Genomic DNA, 15,803 nt, shown 5'->3' with positions numbered 1-15,803 from the left:
TGCGTTGTGTCGACTTGCAGGAATTTTATCAAACAGCCACTTTAAAAAATCCTTTTTGAGCTCTTAAGCCACCAAAAAGGCGAACTGCCATGGTTCTTATTTCCGAGTTTATTCAACGCTCAAGCCCAGTTGATAAGCTTCAGCTTCTTTGTTTTGCCCCAGTACGCGCCCAAGGTCCTTCCAATTCAAATAGTGTTCAAAGTTGCCATACCAGCTTTCAAGAAGATCAAAATCGCTCCCACCGGCAACACCGAGTAACACCGATTCTTTTTCAAAATTCTTAAAGCCGATTGCTTGCAAGAGCGGTTGTAAATAATCAACGGCAAGTTTTAAACTACCCGAAATGTCCCACCAATAAATCGGTGTTGCAAAGACCAGCACGTCTGCGTCGTCTACTGCTCGGGATAGGAAAGCCAGGTCATTGTCCAAAGCCAAAATTTTATCATGCTTGTACGGATTATCCTTCCAGTACTGATCATTAGACCAAAGTTGTCCCGAGAAATTTAAATCAGACGTTCGAATTTCAGTTACCTGATGACCCTTCTCTTTTGCACCCTTTGCAAAGGATGCAGTTAGACTAGCAGTTCGTCCTTCAATTCGCGTCGATCCATTTAAAATCACAATTTTTTTCATGTTTAACTCCTTTCAAATCCAAGCTTTCGTTTTGACTCAAACTGAGCAAAGGTCTTAATTTTTAAGCGCTAATTTACCTTTAACTCATTGATAAGGGCTACAACTAGGTTGTCACCAATGTCATAAATTTTCCCTTCAGGTTATATTACAGCATCTATATAGTTTTTGATCCTTATAAAACTGTAATTATATAAGAAACTATGATATAAACTGAATTCTATTTCTAAATTGACACAGACGAAGAACCACAATCTTGGTTAAGTGAGTTTAAACAGGAAGCATCATGCGTCTCCTGATATTCAAAATATGAAACCATAGCCTCTCAATATAGGTATTTTACATATCAATTTCTAGTCTTTATCATATAGTTAATTAAATTTAGCAGGTACTGCCAGTCATACTTTCAATCACTATTCATTAGCTATTTAAATGCTAGTGAGCTAAATTTACGCCAAAGTGAATGAGAGGTGCCAATATGAAAGTTTATGATATGAATTCTGAAACTTATCAAGACTTACAACTAGAGTTAGATAAATCCCAACTAAATTGCTTCCAAATCAATACAAGTACGCCAAATAGCGCCGCACAACAGGAGGCTTATGACCAACTCTTTGCGCATCAGCTGCCAAAAGATAGCACCGTCACTGCGCCAACCTACATTGACCGAGCCTCACATGTGCACATTGGTAACCACGTTTTTATCAATCATAATCTGACCACCATCGCACTCGGCGGTATTTATATTGGAGACAACGTCCAAATCGCCCCGAATGTTTCCTTGATCACTGCCAACCATGATATTCAGCAGATGAATATTCTTAACACCGCTCCCATTCACGTGGAAGCCGGTGCTTGGATCGGCACTAAAGCCGTTATTCTACCAAGCGTCACGATTGGTGCAGGAACCATTATTGGTGCTGGAGCAGTCGTCACCAAAGATATTCCTGCCCATAGCGTCGCCGTGGGCAACCCCGCTAAAGTGATTAAAAAACTGACTCTCAATGAGGAGGACTAAAGCATGTCTGAACATATTTTATTATTGGGCGCCTCCGGAACTGCTGGAGAAGCTATCCGTCAAGCGCTGCTAAAACAAACTGATGCTCAATTAACCCTAGTTTCGCGCCACGCTAATCGATTGAATCCCACTCCTAACCGCGAAACACTTGCACAATTGGATGTCAATGACCATGGGGCGCTGACCAGCGCTATGAAAGGACAAACCATAGTCGTTTCCGCCTTATCCGCTGAAAATAATCGTACTGATTTAGGTGTTCTTGCACAATCGGTAGTGACTGCTATGGAGGATTGCCACTTAAGTCGGCTGATCTTCATGGTAGCTATGGGCATTTACAATGAAATCCCCGCAGCTGTCGGTGCGCAAGATAATGTGGAGAACAATCCGAGCCAGGAGCATAACTTAATAGCTGCCAATGTCGTGACTGCCTCTAACCTGAATTACACGCTTTTGAGACCCGGGTTTCTAACGACTGGAAATAGCGACCCTGTGATTACACCTAAAGGCACTGCCGTCACTGGAAACAGAACTTCTTTAACCTCATTAGGTCATGTCGTTGTCTCACTAGTCACTGGCAAGCTCACTGCCAGTCGCGGGAGCCTAGGTATTAATGAAAAATAATGGTATGTACGAAATAGATTGAGGTGGCCCCCGGAATTGAATCAATTCTGGAGCCCACCTCAATCGGCCAATCACGAACTTAATCCCTTTTCTAAACTAATGTGAAAGGCAAAGCCTAATCCATCACCACATGCTGGAACTCAATCGAACCAGTCCCCAAATCTGCCTTGAATAATCCCTTAACGCCTGACTTCTCATCCGTCAAAACGACCATATACTCGTCTTGACCGCCCTTACCATGTTAGAAACTCTCATATTCGCCACGGAAGCTGTTCTTCCGGAAAAGGCCGATGATCTTCATCATGTCGCGTTGTGAAACTTCTTGTTCTAATACGTTATCCAAGGTAATATATGCTCCAATTCGATTTTAGTTTTTATTATTTAGCCAGCTTGAATGAAGCACTTTAACTTAAAAGCGCCTCATTCAGCTTACCTGTTACATAGCCGAAACGTGCTCCAGAAAACTGAGACCTGCATGTAAGCAATCCTGAACACAAAGCCAAACCCAAGCTATGTCCAGGCTCGCTTACACTCCGGTCTCAACCCGTTTTCTTCCACACTCTGCCGTCACGAATAGCGACCCCAGCGCCCAATCAGAGACGATTAGTGACCGCTAGTGCCAGCATTATCCGTATTTATCCATAATCCGCACAGAAAAATGATCACCACTGGGCCTCAATTGCCACCCTTCAGTGATCATTTTTCTGTGTTTAACTTTAAGTTGTGAGCTAAAAGTTTGTGTTGCTAATTAACCAAGCTTCGTCTTGCTTTGTACTTCAAGCTTTTCGTTGAAGTCGTAGACAACTGGTTGGCCAGTCTTCATTTCAAGGTTGATGATATCTTCATCAGAGATACCTTCGATGTACTTGCTCAAGGCCCGTAATGAGTTACCGTGAGCTGCGATGATGACGTTTTTGTCGTCAAGCAGCTTTGGTGCAATCTCATCTTCCCAGAATGTACCCTGTAATGCTGATATAACGGTATTACTATCATCATTGGTGGCATTTTTGGTGACATTCTAGTGACGTATTAATCAGCTAAAATCTTAACCTATTCTATTGCACTGCTAATTTAATTAATTTTGAGGAAGCACATGGAAAATTAACGTTTCCCCTACCTTAGATGTGACAACATTAGGATAAGTTGTGTCTGTAATATCATAGCCAGTTGGTGCATCAGCAGTTGCAGCCGATAATACGCTTGTAATATCTTTTAAAATACTCTTCATACTAGTGCCTTCACTTAATGAGGCACCTGACTTTAATAAGTTTGACGGTACAATCCATGAAGTACTTGCAACCGTTGCCCCTGAAGTAGCATTAACGTACTTAAAAGTAAGACTATTGCTACTCGTTGCTACTGTAGAATCCGTTGTGGTGGTAGTTGAGGTAGTACTTGTACCTGACTTAGCTGCAAATTTACCCTTAGTTAAGTAACTACGCCAAACATACCCACTTGCTGAGTTGCTCTTATTTTTTACATAGTAGAAAATACCAGTTTTTTTACCATTAGTTAACTTAACACTCTTTTGAACGTACCACGTTGTTTTAGGGTAATTCTTCAAGTTATGCAACTTCTTAGTTAGTGTACTATTCCACATATAAACCGATTTAGTTGCATTTTTTGCATGATATGCTGGCGTTGTACTAGCATAACTCTTCGTTTTAACCGTCCGATATGCAGCACTAGCGTTAACCTGCTGTGTAGTAAACCCAATACCAAGTGCCAAAGTGCCTAAAGTCAAACTTCTAATAATTATCTTATTCATAGTGATTCCTTCTTTCAGCTATTCGGGATACTTTAACTTAAAAGCACCGTATCTGTACCAGTATTCCAATTCATAATAGCATTATGCAATCCTCATTATCAACCTTTTTACATCTTAAAAAGATTAAGAGAAAATAAAAGGGGCTGGGACAAAAGTCCCCGCTTAAAAATAAGTCGTAAAATTCGGATTTTCGAATTTTACGACCTATTTTTTACTTTTATGTAGGCACGATATGCCCGTGTCTGTTAATCTCAAATCACCACAACAAAAGAAAGCAGGCGAACATATCATGTACAAACAGTATAACAATAACCAAACAACATTGACAATTCCTTTTGAATTTACAATTTCGACTAACCACGTTGCCGCTTTTATTAGCAATTTTATCGATAGCATTCCGGAAGCGGTATTGTACCCAGCGTCCGCTGAGTTTGGACGACCACAGTACTCACCGGCGATGATGTTGAAAATGATTATTTTCGCCTACACCCGCAAAACCTTTTCAGGACGAGGTATCCAACAGATGGCCGAAGAAAATTTACCGATGATGTGGTTAATTGGTAACTGTGACGATGTCCCGAGTTACCGAACTATCAATCGATTTCGAGTTGCTAAAAGTACTTAATCCCTGATTAAAGAGCTATTTTTACAGTTCCATAATCAACTCTGCGACTACGAATTAGTCGACGATAGTGCCCTGTTTATTGATGGGACCAAGATGGTCGCTGACGCTAATAAATATAGTTTTGTTTGGCGGAAAAGCATCGAAAAATTTGATGCGAAGTTAGATGAAAAGGCTCAATCAATCTTTGATGAGTTGATTCAGGCCAATGTTGATTTAGCGCTAACTGAAGAAGGTCCATTAGCTAACTTAGAAGCAGCCAGTCAAAAACTAGATCAGGAAATTAATAATCTAAACCAGACAATTGAAACCGAAAAAGCAAGTCAAGATGGCTCGCCACGGAAGCGGCGAAGACGGACACTAAAACACTTACAACACATCATTAAAACGGATTTGATTCCGCGAAAACGCAAATACGAAACTGCCAAGGCAACTTTTGGTGATCGTAATAGCTTTTCCAAAACCGACCATGATGCCACCTTTATGCGTATGAAAGAAGACCCCATGAATAACGGGCAACTGAAGTCGGGGTATAATCTGCAAATTGGGACGCAGTGTCAACATGTCCTTTACTATACAGTTAATCAACGACCGACTGATCAGCGAACGTTACAACCATTTTTGAAAACCGCTCAGAAGAGCCGACGAATCTTCCGTTATATTGTGGCCGATGCCGGATATGGCAGTGAATCGAACTATGACTTCATTCTGCAGGAGTTTGGAGCAACCCCGCTCATCCCCTACACCATGTATTTGAAGGAGCAAACTCGTAAGTATCTTAAAGATGTCCACAAGGTCATGAACTGGCGTTATGACCATCAAACTGACAGCTTTACAGATGACCACAACGTACATTTTTCATTTAAAGCTCTTTCAACTCGAACCGATAAATATGGTTTTACCCGCCATACTCGAGTTTATGAAGCTGACGAGCAACCCGAAAACAACGACATTGATTATTCGCTCAATAAAGGTGGTAACCAACGTCAAATCCAAGTTAATCCCCATTGGGAGATGCAGAAAAATGTAATCCGACTAAAGCTTTCAAGCGAAACTGGTAAATCAATCTATTGACGTCGTAAGATTGAAGTTGAGTCAGTTTTCGGTAATTTGAAGGCTAATTTAGCGTTCAAACGATTATCAGTCAGAGGATTACAGTCCGTTACTAATGAGCTGGGGATTGTGCTAATGGCCGCTAATCTGAAGAAATTGGCTAAGAATATGGGGGTGAAACCCCAAAGTAAACCGGATGGTCACCAAAAAGTAGCTCAACAAACTCAAAAATTGAGTTCATTGAGCTACTTTTTAATTCAAGGCTGAATTATGTCCCAGCCCCTTTTATTTAAAAGTTAAAATGCTGATTTAGGAACACTGTAAATCATCGATACATTTGGATTGTCATGAAAATCAACAACTAGGTGAACATCATCACCTTTGAGTTGCATTCCTTCAGTTTCCGTCGTAGAACCAAACTCACTATTATTTAGCGTTACTTTAGATCCTGAAGTTGTATTCCAAGCAAATTTTACCATCGCTGGTGTATCTCCCTCTTGACCGCTAGAAATATAAATTGCATCTGCATCGTTATATTCAAAACCTTGAATAGAATCATACGATATTAAACTGGTCAATGCTGATGCAGTCATCGGGTGCCCGGCAATATAAGCAGCATGTACTCGTGAATCAGTGAATGGCACATATAAATTTCCGCCAGAGCTAACAGCTTCATCTAAAATCTGATTCATTTGGGTAGCGTCATAGGACGCATAATGAGCAGTACCATCACCATTCTTAGTCCAAATAAATAGTCGATTAGTAGTACTTGAAAGTGCACTGTCAGAACGCGTCATACTTCCATTTGAAGCTCCTGTGTTATTAAGGTAATTAATACTTGAGAATCGTGGAGCGTCTGTATATTTTAATTCACCTGGACTGTACTGAATTCGTGCTACTTGAGTTGACCACGGAATACCACTTGAAGTAGTTTCCACTCCCTTACATCCAATCCAGAAATAATATTCATCATTGTACTTAAATTCTTCTAGTGTTTGAGAGTGTCCAAAATCTGTTAATTTCATTTCATCTTGATAAACTGCTACGTTTCCTTCAATTCGACACCGTGATAAGTATAAATCTTGTCCTGATAATTGCGTTACGTAAATGTAGGTAGAGCCAATGTATGCTTTTTGAATAACAGTTGTATGTTGAAGACCTTCAAATGAATATTCTTTAGCAGCAGTTGTAGCCCCTGCCATAGCAACATCAGCCGAACGTGTTGAAATAGTATCTGTTGTTTTTACATACGGATGAGTACGCAAATATGAGTAATATTCATTATCATTATTAAAATCATCACGACTAACTACTGTTGGTGCCTCAATACTAGCATCACTATCATCAATACCTTCAGCTTCATTAGCTAAAATTCGTTTATTATCTGGGTCATTTAATAAATTTTGCGTTTCTTGTTCTCGTGTAATCGTTTCGGTATCAGGTGTAGCAGTCGATGAACTTGATGTTGACGTAGTTTCTTCTGCATGAGCAACTAAGGAAATATTACTGATAACACTTCCTCCTACAAGGCTAAGAGATAACATACCGGATAAAAGTAACTTACTAACTGTCTTGTTCATTTTGAACACATCCTTTTACCTGAACTTTATCGAGTAAATAGCTTTTCGATATCTTAATATTATTAAAATAATATGATTTCCATAAGAAAAAGGTGGGATTTTTTTGTGAATTTGCTTCTTTTTTGCATTATTATTTTTTCCAAAAGAATTCCTGTAACTGTTCAATACCCGAATTGTCAAATAATAAAGCGATGTTCTTTTAAATATTCTATAATCTGTCCCTGTTCGTCAAATATGCTTTGGACAGCATCTTCACTTTTAGTTGAAACTACATTAAGAAACTTTTCTTCTAGCTAATTATCAACCCCGGATTTATAATTTGTTTCATTTCGCGACGAACAGTTCACCATAGCTGTTTTTCGTGCTGCGTTCAATGCTCTTACCTACCTTTTTAATTCCCGATACTGATGCGGTATCGGATTTTATTGGCCAATCCACATCTCCTATTACTCAATACCTGTCACTTTGTCATATTCGTTGCTTATGTACCGCTCCTGAAAAACGGTAGTTATTGATTGTGGATGGGCTATTCTAGTCTTAAATATGTTATACTTAAGACATAAAAAGAAGCCCTACTGCAAATAGGACTTCCATGCAGAGCCGTTAAAGACGGTGGCATAGTTACGAACAAAAAAACCATTCCGAACCTGTCAAAGTTAGCGGAACGGTTTTTATTTTAGTCTTTTTCCAACTTCCGCCATGCATCAATCAACTTGATTCCAGCATAGATCAACGCAGTAAGCGCCAATACTAATGCTGTCAACTTGCCAACCAACACAATCAAAAAGCTCAGTAAGCCTAAAATGGCTTGTCCTCTCTCTAGAATAGAATCCTCACTACAAGCAGAAACACTCATAGGCATCAACTCACTTCAATTGGATTTGCCAACCGTCACTAACCCTCTACTTAGCTCAGTATACCGGAAGCACAGGCTTAATTGAATATAAATTGAGTGCTCTCACTGTTTTCTTAGGTCACTAACTAGCGCTAACGGCGTTCCGATAATCATCATAGCGTAGCCGCTATTCATTACTATTTTGAAAAATAAGACTTCATAAATAGAAAGGGGGTCAAGATCGCACAACCGCGACCTTGACCCTTCTTCTATACCTATGACTGGTGACGCCTAATCCATCACCACATGCTGGAACTCAATCGAACCAGCTTCTAGATCTACCTTGAATAATCCTTTTACACCTGATTTTTCATCCGTCAAGATCACCTGGTAGTGATCTTGAGTTTCACCACGTTTAAAGCTCGCGTACTCACCACGAAAGCTATTCTGCCGAAAAAGGCCGATGATCTTCATCATTTCACGTTGTGAGACTTCATTTGTGATTGCGTTATCCAAGTTTATTTACTCCCATTCAATTTCAGTTTTATTTGCCACTCAGGCGTCCTAGTACATTCATTTTGGCGCAGAAAAATGACCACCCACGAGCCAGACTTAACGCCCGTTAGTGATCATTTTTTGTTTATATTTAGGTGCGAGCTGTTTGGGCATCGTAGCCGAAACGTGCTGCACAAGGCTGAGACCTATGTGTAAGTCAACCCTGACATAATTCATGGGAAAAGCACCCGTAAATTATGCCAGCGTCACCTTACACGCCGGTCTCAAAACGCCTTGTTCCGCACTCTAGCCTAACTTCGTCTTATTCAACACCTTTAATTTTTCGTCAAAGTCATAAACCACTGGCTGCCCAGTTGCCATTTCAAGGTTAATGATGTCCTCGTCACTGATACCTTCAATGTACTTGCTCAGTGCCCGTAATGAGTTACCGTGCGCTGCAATGACAACGTTCTTGCCATCCAACAACTTAGGGGCGATTTCATCTTCCCAGAATGGCATTACCCGTTCCAGAGTGACCTTTAAGTTTTCACCGCCAGGTACGATGTTAGGGTCCAAGTTCGCGTAACGACGGTCTTTAACAGCTGAACCTTCATCGTCAGGCTTCAAAAGTGGTGGCAAAACGTCGTACGAACGACGCCAAATGTGCACTTGGTCGTCACCAAACTTCTTGGCTGCTTCAGCCTTGTTTTGGCCTTGCAATGCACCGTAGTGACGTTCGTTCAAACGCCAAGTCTTGGTTTCAGGGATCCACAGTTGGTCTGAGTATTCCAAAACGTAGTGCAACGTCTTGATGGCACGCGTCAAAACGGAAGTGAAAGCATAGTCGAATTCAATGCCTTCCTTTTTAATCAGCTTACCAGCGTTGATGGCTTGCTTTACACCTTCATCACTAAGATCAACATCAACCCAACCAGTAAATTGGTTAGATAAGTTCCATTCACTTTGACCGTGACGGATCAATACTAATTTAGCCATTAATCAATACCTCTTTCTTCTTTTAATTACCAAACCATTTTACACCAAATGGCCCGTGATTTCAGTACGAAATGCTGTTTCACTAAAATGAAAGCGAGTCCAATCAGCACTCTGATTGAACTCGCTATTTTGATTGTGAATTTGTTGATATCTTAATTGGTATAATCATTGATAATTTTGTGGTTACTCTTCCAAGGACCCACTTTGACCACGCCGACCAGCTTACTCTTTGGAACGAATCCGTAGTAACGGCCGTCTTCAGAAACGCTTCGGTGGTCCCCCATCACGAAGTAACAGTTCTTCGGTACCTTATTGATCCGGTTGTTGCCGATCGCCAAACTCCATTTATTGCTCCAGTCGTTTTGACGGGCGGCAGATACCAAGGTAAAGCCGTTCGCAAACTGCGACACTGTCCCGGCTTTTTGCTGGTACTTAGAAATGAAGTTTTGGGCTTGATACTTGCCGTTGACGTAAAGTTTGCCAGTCTTCGTGTATCTGATCGAATCGCCTGGTAACCCAATCACACGCTTGACGTACTTTTCACCCTTCGCAGCGTTTGAATCAACACCGTAAGCGTTAAATACAACGACTGAGAAGCGTTTTACCGGTGACGTCTTGATGGCCACGACCCGCTGATTATTCTGCAGATTGGGTTCCATCGAGGCTCCGTCAACGCTAACGGGAACCAACCAGAAAACGCGAATACCAATGGCTAAAAGTAGCCCCACCGCAATGGGAATGAGCCATGAAAGTGCTTTTTTCAAGGTAATACCTCCAATAGATAATCGGGCAATTAATCGTCGGATTTCCAGCGGTCAGCCCGTGCTTTAATTTTCTTCTTCAGTTCTGCTGGTGCCACGTGCAAGCCATGAGCCCGCTTCACACCTAAGATGTCGAGGAAGAAGGTGAACACAGGGACGCTGACGATCAACCCCCATGTGCCCCACATTGCCTCACCTGCCAATAATACCACGAATGTGTAGAAAATTGGCAGCTCAGTTTTGCTTGACATCAATTTCGGGTTCAAAACGTAGGCTTCTATCGCATGAACCACCAGCAACAAGATCAAAATTGTGATCACATCTTGGTAACCCCCGACCGAATAACCAACGATACTCAGCGGTACGGCTGAAATGATCACCCCAGCGACCGGAATTAAGCTTAGGATGAAGACCATGATGGCAACAACTAACAATTGAGGAATGTGCAAAAACGCCAGACCAATCGTCGTCACTGCCGTGTTAAAAATGGCAATCAGGAATTGGGCTTCCAAGACGACCCCAAACGTATCGGCAAACTTATGTCCAAAGTAGGAGATATCCTGGAAGAACCAGCCATAATCACTGCTCAAAAAGAGCTTCGAAAAAGCGAACATCGGCTTTAATTCAATGGTGAAAAAGAAGCTAAGGATCAGTGACAGAACCACCGTCACGCCAAATGAACCCACACTAGTAATGTAGTCGACCAGGACCTTAATACCACCTTTGACCTGCGGCATCAGATTAGATTTACTTAACCAATCTGACACCAGCCGAACCGTTTCGTTCGTATCGTTAGAGGAATTCTGGTAGAAATTATAAATCGACTGAACCGATAATACCACTTGGTTAGCGATTTTCGGGATGTAGATGGTAATGGCAAAAAACAGCGCCAAAATCAGCACCACATAGACCACGATAACGATGATCTGCGACGGAATGCGCAGGTGGCGTTGAATAAAGCGGATCAGGCGAGTAATCAGAAACGTAAAAATAAACGTCAGCAAAATCATACTCATTTCAGACCTGACAAGCCACAGCGTCAACATTAAAATGCCGAGTACCACCCAGCGTCTTAGTATGACATTTTTAACAAATCGTTGGTATAATCCCATAACATCCCTCTTTCTCCGACGGTACATAAATAGCCCTTGTTAGCAATTGGTTTAACAAGGACCATTAGCCTTATTTATAATTCTTTTCAGCGTATGACTTAAATGAAATACCCTGTTTATGCGCTGCAATCATACCATCTCTGATATCTTGATCAGAGAAGCTCCCTGGTGCAACCCCAATTGATTTGAGCGTGTTGCGAGCAGAATTGATCTGGGCAGCGGTGATCGTTTGACCATCAATCTCAGTTCGCGACTTCGGCACCGTATATTCATTAGATCCCTTGTAGTTCTTCGCCGCCTGTTTTTCGGCATCCGTCAGTCCAGTCACACTACTGCTTGAACTGCTGCCAGGGTTAGCACTCGTGGTGCTAGAACCCGAATTGGTCGTCGTACCCGTTGACGAACTACTCGTGGCAGCACTAGTGCCATCCCCGCCATTTTTAATGGCCTTATTGTTAGCGGTTCGGAGGTCAACAGCTTGATTGTAAATTTTGGTGTAGTAACTTTGTTGAGCTTCGGAATCCTTGAAGATTCGGTCCAGCGTTGCGTTAGACTCAGTATACTGCTGACCCTGATTTTGAGTCACAGCTTGGTCGTAGATCTGCTGGAATAGTTCGGCTTTAACGGTAATGGTTTTCAGATTTTTCAGGGCCGTCTTCGCACGGTTTGTTAAACTAGCAATGCTCGGCGACGCATTCTTAACCTTCGTGTAGTTACTCTTGGCAGTCGCAAATTCACTGTCGTTCATGGCCGATTCAGCCGCCACGAAGTTTTGTGTCTGGGTCAGATAGCCCTGCGCTTGCTGGTCATTTGTTCGGTGTCGCAGAGCCTCCTGGAATGAGCTTTCAGCAACCGAATAATTCTCCTTTGCAACGGCTTTTTTCCCAGTCGTCATTGCCGCAGTATAAGCCTTTTGTGTGATGTGGTGGCTGGTAAATGCAACGCCACCGACGACCGCGATGATCACGACTGCCACAATGGTCCATATCCACTTTTTCACGTCAATATCCTCCCCACTGTATCCATATTAATTTCTATTATACCATGTTGCTAATTCGGGCGGAGAACAGGTTTATTAAGTTTATGTAAATCTGCAAGTCACGAAAATTTAATAGGTAGCGTATAATTCATAGTTGAGAGATCTTAAACTGCATTTAAATAGAGAAAGGATTGACATTGCATGCTTGAAAAGACATTTTTCAAAACTTTTCTGAGTCGTTCGTTTAACATTCCAATCAAGGTGACCTATTGGGACGGCAAAACGGCCACGTATGGTGACGGCGAACCCGAAGTTCACATTACCTTTAACGAACCGATTCCCATCAGCGACATTCGCAAAAACGCCTCAATTGCCCTTGGTGAAGGTTATATGGACAAGAAAATTGAAATCGATGGCAGCATTGAAAAACTGCTGATCTCAGCGTACGAGAATGCTGGCAGTTTTTTTCATAACAGTAAGTTCATCCATTTTCTGCCCAAGCAAAAACACGATGAAAAGGAAAGCAAGGAGGACGTTCAGAGCCATTACGACCTTGGCAACGACTTCTATAAACTGTGGCTTGACCCAACCATGACTTATTCGTGTGCCTATTTTGAACATGCGGACGATGATTTAGAGACTGCTCAAATGAATAAGGTCCACCATATCATCAATAAGCTAAATCCGCAGCCGGGGCGGACTTTACTGGATATTGGCTGTGGCTGGGGTACTCTGATGCTGACAGCGGCCAAGGAATATAACTTGAAAGTAACTGGCGTAACGCTGAGTCAGGAGCAGTATGACATGGTTAAACAGCGCATTGCGGACGAAAATTTGGAGGGCATGGCAGAGGTTCTGCTGATGGACTACAGAGAGTTGGGTAATCACCAGTGGGATTATGTCACTTCAGTGGGCATGTTTGAACATGTGGGCGCAGAGAATCTGGGTGAGTACTTTGCGGATGTGGCAAAGTACATGAAGGATGACGGCGTGGCGCTAATTCATGGGATCACACGGCAAGGAAAGGGAGCTAATAATGGTTGGTTAAATAAGTGGATCTTCCCGGGAGGCTATGTACCGGGAATGCTGGAGAATCTGCAGCATGTTTTGGATGCCGGCTTACAGGTGGATGATTTGGAACCGTTGAGGCGTCATTATCAAAGGACGACGGAAATTTGGGATAAGAATTTCCAGGCGCATGAGCAAGAGATTCAAGAGATGATGGATGAAAAATTTGTAAGAATGTGGGATCTGTATCTGCAGGCGGCGAGTGCGTCGTTTGCGTCGGGAAATATTGATGTGATGCAGTATCTATTGTCAAAGGGACCGTCGGGAAAGACGTTGCCGATGACGAGGGGGTATATGTATAAGTAAGGTGTGGAGAAATGTGGGAGAGACTGGAGTCCTAACTGACTTTCGCCAGAAATCCCGGGCTTGGATTTGTGGTGGAAGTCAGTTAGGCGCAAGTCTCTGCATTTCGGAACCCGATTCGGATAAGGTGTGGAAGCAGACGGGAAGGCCCGGTGTATAAGATGACTGTGGCAGAATTTGCGGCGGGTTGTGCCGTGAATTATGCCGCAGTTGGCTTATATGCAGGGCCTTGTCTGCTGGAACCCGATTCGGATAAGGTGTGGAGAAATGCGGGAGAGACTGGAGTCCTAATTGACTTTCGCCAGAAATCCCGGGCTTGGATTTGTGGTGGAAGTCAGTTAGGCGCAAGTCTCTGCATTTCGGAACCCAGTTCGGCAATATAAAATCAAACCGCACCAACCAACAAATTAATAAGGAGCACCAAAGGGGCCACGACATCATTGCCGTGGCCTTTTCGTTCGTCCTAAAAAATCAACTCATCAATAAATTCCCCACAAAAAAAGCCAGCCCACAATCAGCCAACTTCGAAATTAAAATCATCAAATTCACAACCACTACAGCACAACCGCCAGCAAGAACACACTGACCAGCCCAACAATGACCGACAATGCCATTGACCGGGTAAAGTAGGCAACGAAGCCAACGATCACCGCGGCAATAATTTCCGGTATGTGGCCCATAATGTCCACTTGGTAACTTGAACTGACAAAAATATCCTTAACGACCAGAGCAGTAAAGAGCGAAACGGGAACGAATTTCATCCACTCGTTGAACCACTCTGGAATTTTGCGCTGCGTAAAAATTTTAATGGGAAAATAACGTGGTGCGAAGGCCACGAAGAACCCCAAAACGATTAAAAGAAAATGTTGCGACGTGTTCCAGTTATTTACAGCTGCCATTAGAATTCTCCTGCTTAACTAATTCTCGCCCGACTCTTCAACGACATCTTCATCTTCGTCCTTACTGCTACGGCTCCGAATCTTATATAGTAACCGACTGCTTGGCCGCTTGGTTTTCAGGTAATGTTCAAGCGCAAAACCGATGAATGATGAGATCAAAGTGGCAATGACCAAGCCCAGCGTGCTCTTCGTCAATACCAAGAAGAAGACTGCCAGTAATGCCGCTACGACACTGATCAAAATGGTCAATCGGTTCTTTACCTGCATAATGATCATGTAGAGGAATAAGGCGGTGAGGGCAAAATGCACGACGGTTAAGTCAATCTTTAAGGCACTGCCGATCAAACTGCCGACTAAGTTACTAACGGTCCAAAATAACAGCGAGTAATGCTCAACCATCAACGCCTCACGGGGTGTCCACTTCTTATCGGTGGCGAACTTCAAGTAGTTGACCGCGTAGTTTTCGTCGTTCATTGAAACCGCAAAAATCAGCTTAAACCGCTCTGAAGTTTTAGTGAGATACCTCGATAGACTTGATCCAAGCAACGCGTAACGCAGTTCAAGAAAGAATAGCATTAATACGATTGAGACCAAGGGCGCGTTGATCGTTAACATGGACGCAATCATAAATTGCGCACCACCTGAGAAAATAAAAATTGATACCAGCCCAGTTAACAGGGTGTTGAAGCCGGCGGCGTGTAGGAGCACACCACAGGCCAACCCAATGGGTATATAACTCAAATTCAATGGCATTGAAACGTTTAACGTCGTCCGCCATTTAGGCTCGTTTGGGTTTGGCACTTGTTTAGTCAAGAATAATGCCTCCAAGTAGATAGCATGCAGAACAAGGTTGCGCATACCGCCAGCTTGCCACTTAGCGATATCCGCTTCGGTCAGGTAGTAGAGTTGAACCCCGTCCTTAAACAAAAACATTGACCTAGTGGCGTTCTTTTAGCAGACAGCCGGTTGCACTTGCAGCGCTCTGTGAGCCAAAATACGTCACACCGTGTGATTAGTCCAATCACACAATACAAGCATATTTTACCATGTTTCTTTCTGTTTT

Annotated in this window: 17 protein-coding genes and 1 pseudogene; 6 read left to right on the top strand and 12 right to left on the bottom strand. The window is 42.6% G+C overall.

Annotated features, from left to right (window positions below; translation table 11 throughout):
- Positions 1 to 108: 108 nt before the first annotated feature.
- Positions 109 to 633, bottom strand: a complete 525-nt coding sequence (locus GM612_RS06240; RefSeq protein ID WP_155431525.1) for a flavodoxin family protein — start codon at positions 631 to 633, stop codon at positions 109 to 111.
- 475 nt (positions 634 to 1,108) lie between these two features.
- On the opposite strand from GM612_RS06240, the gene GM612_RS12565 reads away from it, so the two are divergent.
- Positions 1,109 to 1,648 carry a DapH/DapD/GlmU-related protein gene (locus GM612_RS12565; RefSeq protein ID WP_173021234.1) on the top strand — a complete coding sequence of 180 codons (540 nt, stop codon included), beginning with the start codon at positions 1,109 to 1,111 and terminating at the stop codon, positions 1,646 to 1,648.
- Positions 1,649 to 1,651: 3 nt separating this feature from the next.
- Positions 1,652 to 2,269 (top strand): NAD(P)H-binding protein, encoded by a 618-nt coding sequence (locus tag GM612_RS06230; protein WP_155431523.1) that lies wholly within the window; start codon positions 1,652 to 1,654, stop codon positions 2,267 to 2,269.
- A gap of 748 nt (positions 2,270 to 3,017) precedes the next feature.
- Here the strand turns inward: GM612_RS06230 and GM612_RS06220 are convergent.
- Positions 3,018 to 3,224: pseudogene (locus GM612_RS06220) on the bottom strand (2,3-bisphosphoglycerate-dependent phosphoglycerate mutase); the annotation flags it as partial.
- A gap of 120 nt (positions 3,225 to 3,344) precedes the next feature.
- Positions 3,345 to 4,037 (bottom strand): hypothetical protein, encoded by a 693-nt coding sequence (locus GM612_RS06215; RefSeq protein WP_155431522.1) that lies wholly within the window; start codon positions 4,035 to 4,037, stop codon positions 3,345 to 3,347.
- 289 nt (positions 4,038 to 4,326) lie between these two features.
- On the opposite strand from GM612_RS06215, the gene GM612_RS06210 reads away from it, so the two are divergent.
- From GM612_RS06210 to GM612_RS12665, 3 genes are all read left to right on the top strand, one after another.
- Positions 4,327 to 4,662, top strand: coding sequence for a transposase (locus GM612_RS06210; protein WP_173021233.1), 336 nt, complete (start codon positions 4,327 to 4,329; stop codon positions 4,660 to 4,662).
- 93 nt (positions 4,663 to 4,755) lie between these two features.
- The gene (locus GM612_RS06205) at positions 4,756 to 5,733 is read left to right on the top strand and encodes a transposase (RefSeq protein WP_155431520.1); all 978 of its coding nucleotides are present in this window, start codon (positions 4,756 to 4,758) and stop codon (positions 5,731 to 5,733) included.
- A 9-nt stretch (positions 5,734 to 5,742) separates the two neighbouring features.
- On the top strand, positions 5,743 to 5,979 hold the full coding sequence (locus GM612_RS12665) for a transposase (protein WP_425500337.1): 237 nt from the start codon (positions 5,743 to 5,745) through the stop codon (positions 5,977 to 5,979).
- Positions 5,980 to 6,008: 29 nt separating this feature from the next.
- Here GM612_RS12665 and GM612_RS06195 read toward each other — a convergent pair whose 3' ends face one another.
- The 7 genes from GM612_RS06195 to GM612_RS06165 form a co-directional block, all read right to left on the bottom strand.
- Positions 6,009 to 7,292 (bottom strand): helveticin J family class III bacteriocin, encoded by a 1,284-nt coding sequence (locus GM612_RS06195; RefSeq protein WP_155431518.1) that lies wholly within the window; start codon positions 7,290 to 7,292, stop codon positions 6,009 to 6,011.
- A 676-nt stretch (positions 7,293 to 7,968) separates the two neighbouring features.
- Positions 7,969 to 8,148, bottom strand: a complete 180-nt coding sequence (locus tag GM612_RS06190; protein WP_155431517.1) for a hypothetical protein — start codon at positions 8,146 to 8,148, stop codon at positions 7,969 to 7,971.
- Positions 8,149 to 8,418: 270 nt separating this feature from the next.
- Entirely contained in the window at positions 8,419 to 8,643 is a 225-nt protein-coding gene (locus GM612_RS06185) for a hypothetical protein (protein WP_246147614.1), read from the bottom strand.
- Positions 8,644 to 8,928: 285 nt separating this feature from the next.
- Complete coding sequence (locus GM612_RS06180; protein WP_155431516.1) at positions 8,929 to 9,618, bottom strand: 2,3-diphosphoglycerate-dependent phosphoglycerate mutase; 690 nt, start codon at positions 9,616 to 9,618, stop codon at positions 8,929 to 8,931.
- A 152-nt stretch (positions 9,619 to 9,770) separates the two neighbouring features.
- Positions 9,771 to 10,388, bottom strand: coding sequence for a signal peptidase I (lepB, locus tag GM612_RS06175; RefSeq protein ID WP_343031832.1), 618 nt, complete (start codon positions 10,386 to 10,388; stop codon positions 9,771 to 9,773).
- A gap of 23 nt (positions 10,389 to 10,411) precedes the next feature.
- Positions 10,412 to 11,491 carry an AI-2E family transporter gene (locus tag GM612_RS06170; protein ID WP_155431514.1) on the bottom strand — a complete coding sequence of 360 codons (1,080 nt, stop codon included), beginning with the start codon at positions 11,489 to 11,491 and terminating at the stop codon, positions 10,412 to 10,414.
- A gap of 70 nt (positions 11,492 to 11,561) precedes the next feature.
- A complete protein-coding gene (locus GM612_RS06165) occupies positions 11,562 to 12,491 on the bottom strand; it encodes a hypothetical protein (protein ID WP_216644509.1) in 930 nt (309 codons plus the stop codon).
- Between the two features lie 180 nt (positions 12,492 to 12,671).
- Here GM612_RS06165 and GM612_RS06160 point away from each other — a divergent pair, with 180 nt between their 5' ends.
- Positions 12,672 to 13,844: an SAM-dependent methyltransferase gene (locus GM612_RS06160; RefSeq protein ID WP_155431513.1), complete on the top strand. Its 1,173-nt coding sequence runs from the start codon at positions 12,672 to 12,674 to the stop codon at positions 13,842 to 13,844.
- A 551-nt stretch (positions 13,845 to 14,395) separates the two neighbouring features.
- On the opposite strand, the gene GM612_RS06155 is transcribed toward GM612_RS06160, so the two are convergent.
- On the bottom strand, positions 14,396 to 14,740 hold the full coding sequence (locus GM612_RS06155) for an AzlD domain-containing protein (protein WP_155431512.1): 345 nt from the start codon (positions 14,738 to 14,740) through the stop codon (positions 14,396 to 14,398).
- An 18-nt stretch (positions 14,741 to 14,758) separates the two neighbouring features.
- Entirely contained in the window at positions 14,759 to 15,493 is a 735-nt protein-coding gene (locus tag GM612_RS06150; RefSeq protein WP_246147623.1) for an AzlC family ABC transporter permease, read from the bottom strand.
- Positions 15,494 to 15,803 lie beyond the last annotated feature (310 nt).

The sequence above is a fragment of the Secundilactobacillus folii genome (assembly GCF_009720675.1).
Classification (GTDB): Bacteria; Bacillota; Bacilli; order Lactobacillales; family Lactobacillaceae; genus Secundilactobacillus; species Secundilactobacillus folii.
The sequence above is the reverse complement of the archived record's forward strand: the minus strand, read 5'-3'. Positions and strand labels throughout refer to the sequence as shown.

What these genes read in the sequence shown, in the direction of transcription:
- GM612_RS06240 (WP_155431525.1), bottom strand. Translation starts at nt 633, where the DNA reads ATGAAAAAAATTGTGATTTTAAATGGATCGACGCGAATTGAAGGACGA.
- GM612_RS12565 (WP_173021234.1), top strand. Translation starts at nt 1,109, where the DNA reads ATGAAAGTTTATGATATGAATTCTGAAACTTATCAAGACTTACAACTA.
- GM612_RS06230 (WP_155431523.1), top strand. Translation starts at nt 1,652, where the DNA reads ATGTCTGAACATATTTTATTATTGGGCGCCTCCGGAACTGCTGGAGAA.
- GM612_RS06215 (WP_155431522.1), bottom strand. Translation starts at nt 4,037, where the DNA reads ATGAATAAGATAATTATTAGAAGTTTGACTTTAGGCACTTTGGCACTT.
- GM612_RS06210 (WP_173021233.1), top strand. Translation starts at nt 4,327, where the DNA reads ATGTACAAACAGTATAACAATAACCAAACAACATTGACAATTCCTTTT.
- GM612_RS06205 (WP_155431520.1), top strand. Translation starts at nt 4,756, where the DNA reads ATGGTCGCTGACGCTAATAAATATAGTTTTGTTTGGCGGAAAAGCATC.
- GM612_RS06195 (WP_155431518.1), bottom strand. Translation starts at nt 7,292, where the DNA reads ATGAACAAGACAGTTAGTAAGTTACTTTTATCCGGTATGTTATCTCTT.
- GM612_RS06190 (WP_155431517.1), bottom strand. Translation starts at nt 8,148, where the DNA reads ATGAGTGTTTCTGCTTGTAGTGAGGATTCTATTCTAGAGAGAGGACAA.
- GM612_RS06180 (WP_155431516.1), bottom strand. Translation starts at nt 9,618, where the DNA reads ATGGCTAAATTAGTATTGATCCGTCACGGTCAAAGTGAATGGAACTTA.
- GM612_RS06170 (WP_155431514.1), bottom strand. Translation starts at nt 11,491, where the DNA reads ATGGGATTATACCAACGATTTGTTAAAAATGTCATACTAAGACGCTGG.
- GM612_RS06160 (WP_155431513.1), top strand. Translation starts at nt 12,672, where the DNA reads ATGCTTGAAAAGACATTTTTCAAAACTTTTCTGAGTCGTTCGTTTAAC.
- GM612_RS06155 (WP_155431512.1), bottom strand. Translation starts at nt 14,740, where the DNA reads ATGGCAGCTGTAAATAACTGGAACACGTCGCAACATTTTCTTTTAATC.
- GM612_RS06150 (WP_246147623.1), bottom strand. Translation starts at nt 15,493, where the DNA reads ATGCCATTGAATTTGAGTTATATACCCATTGGGTTGGCCTGTGGTGTG.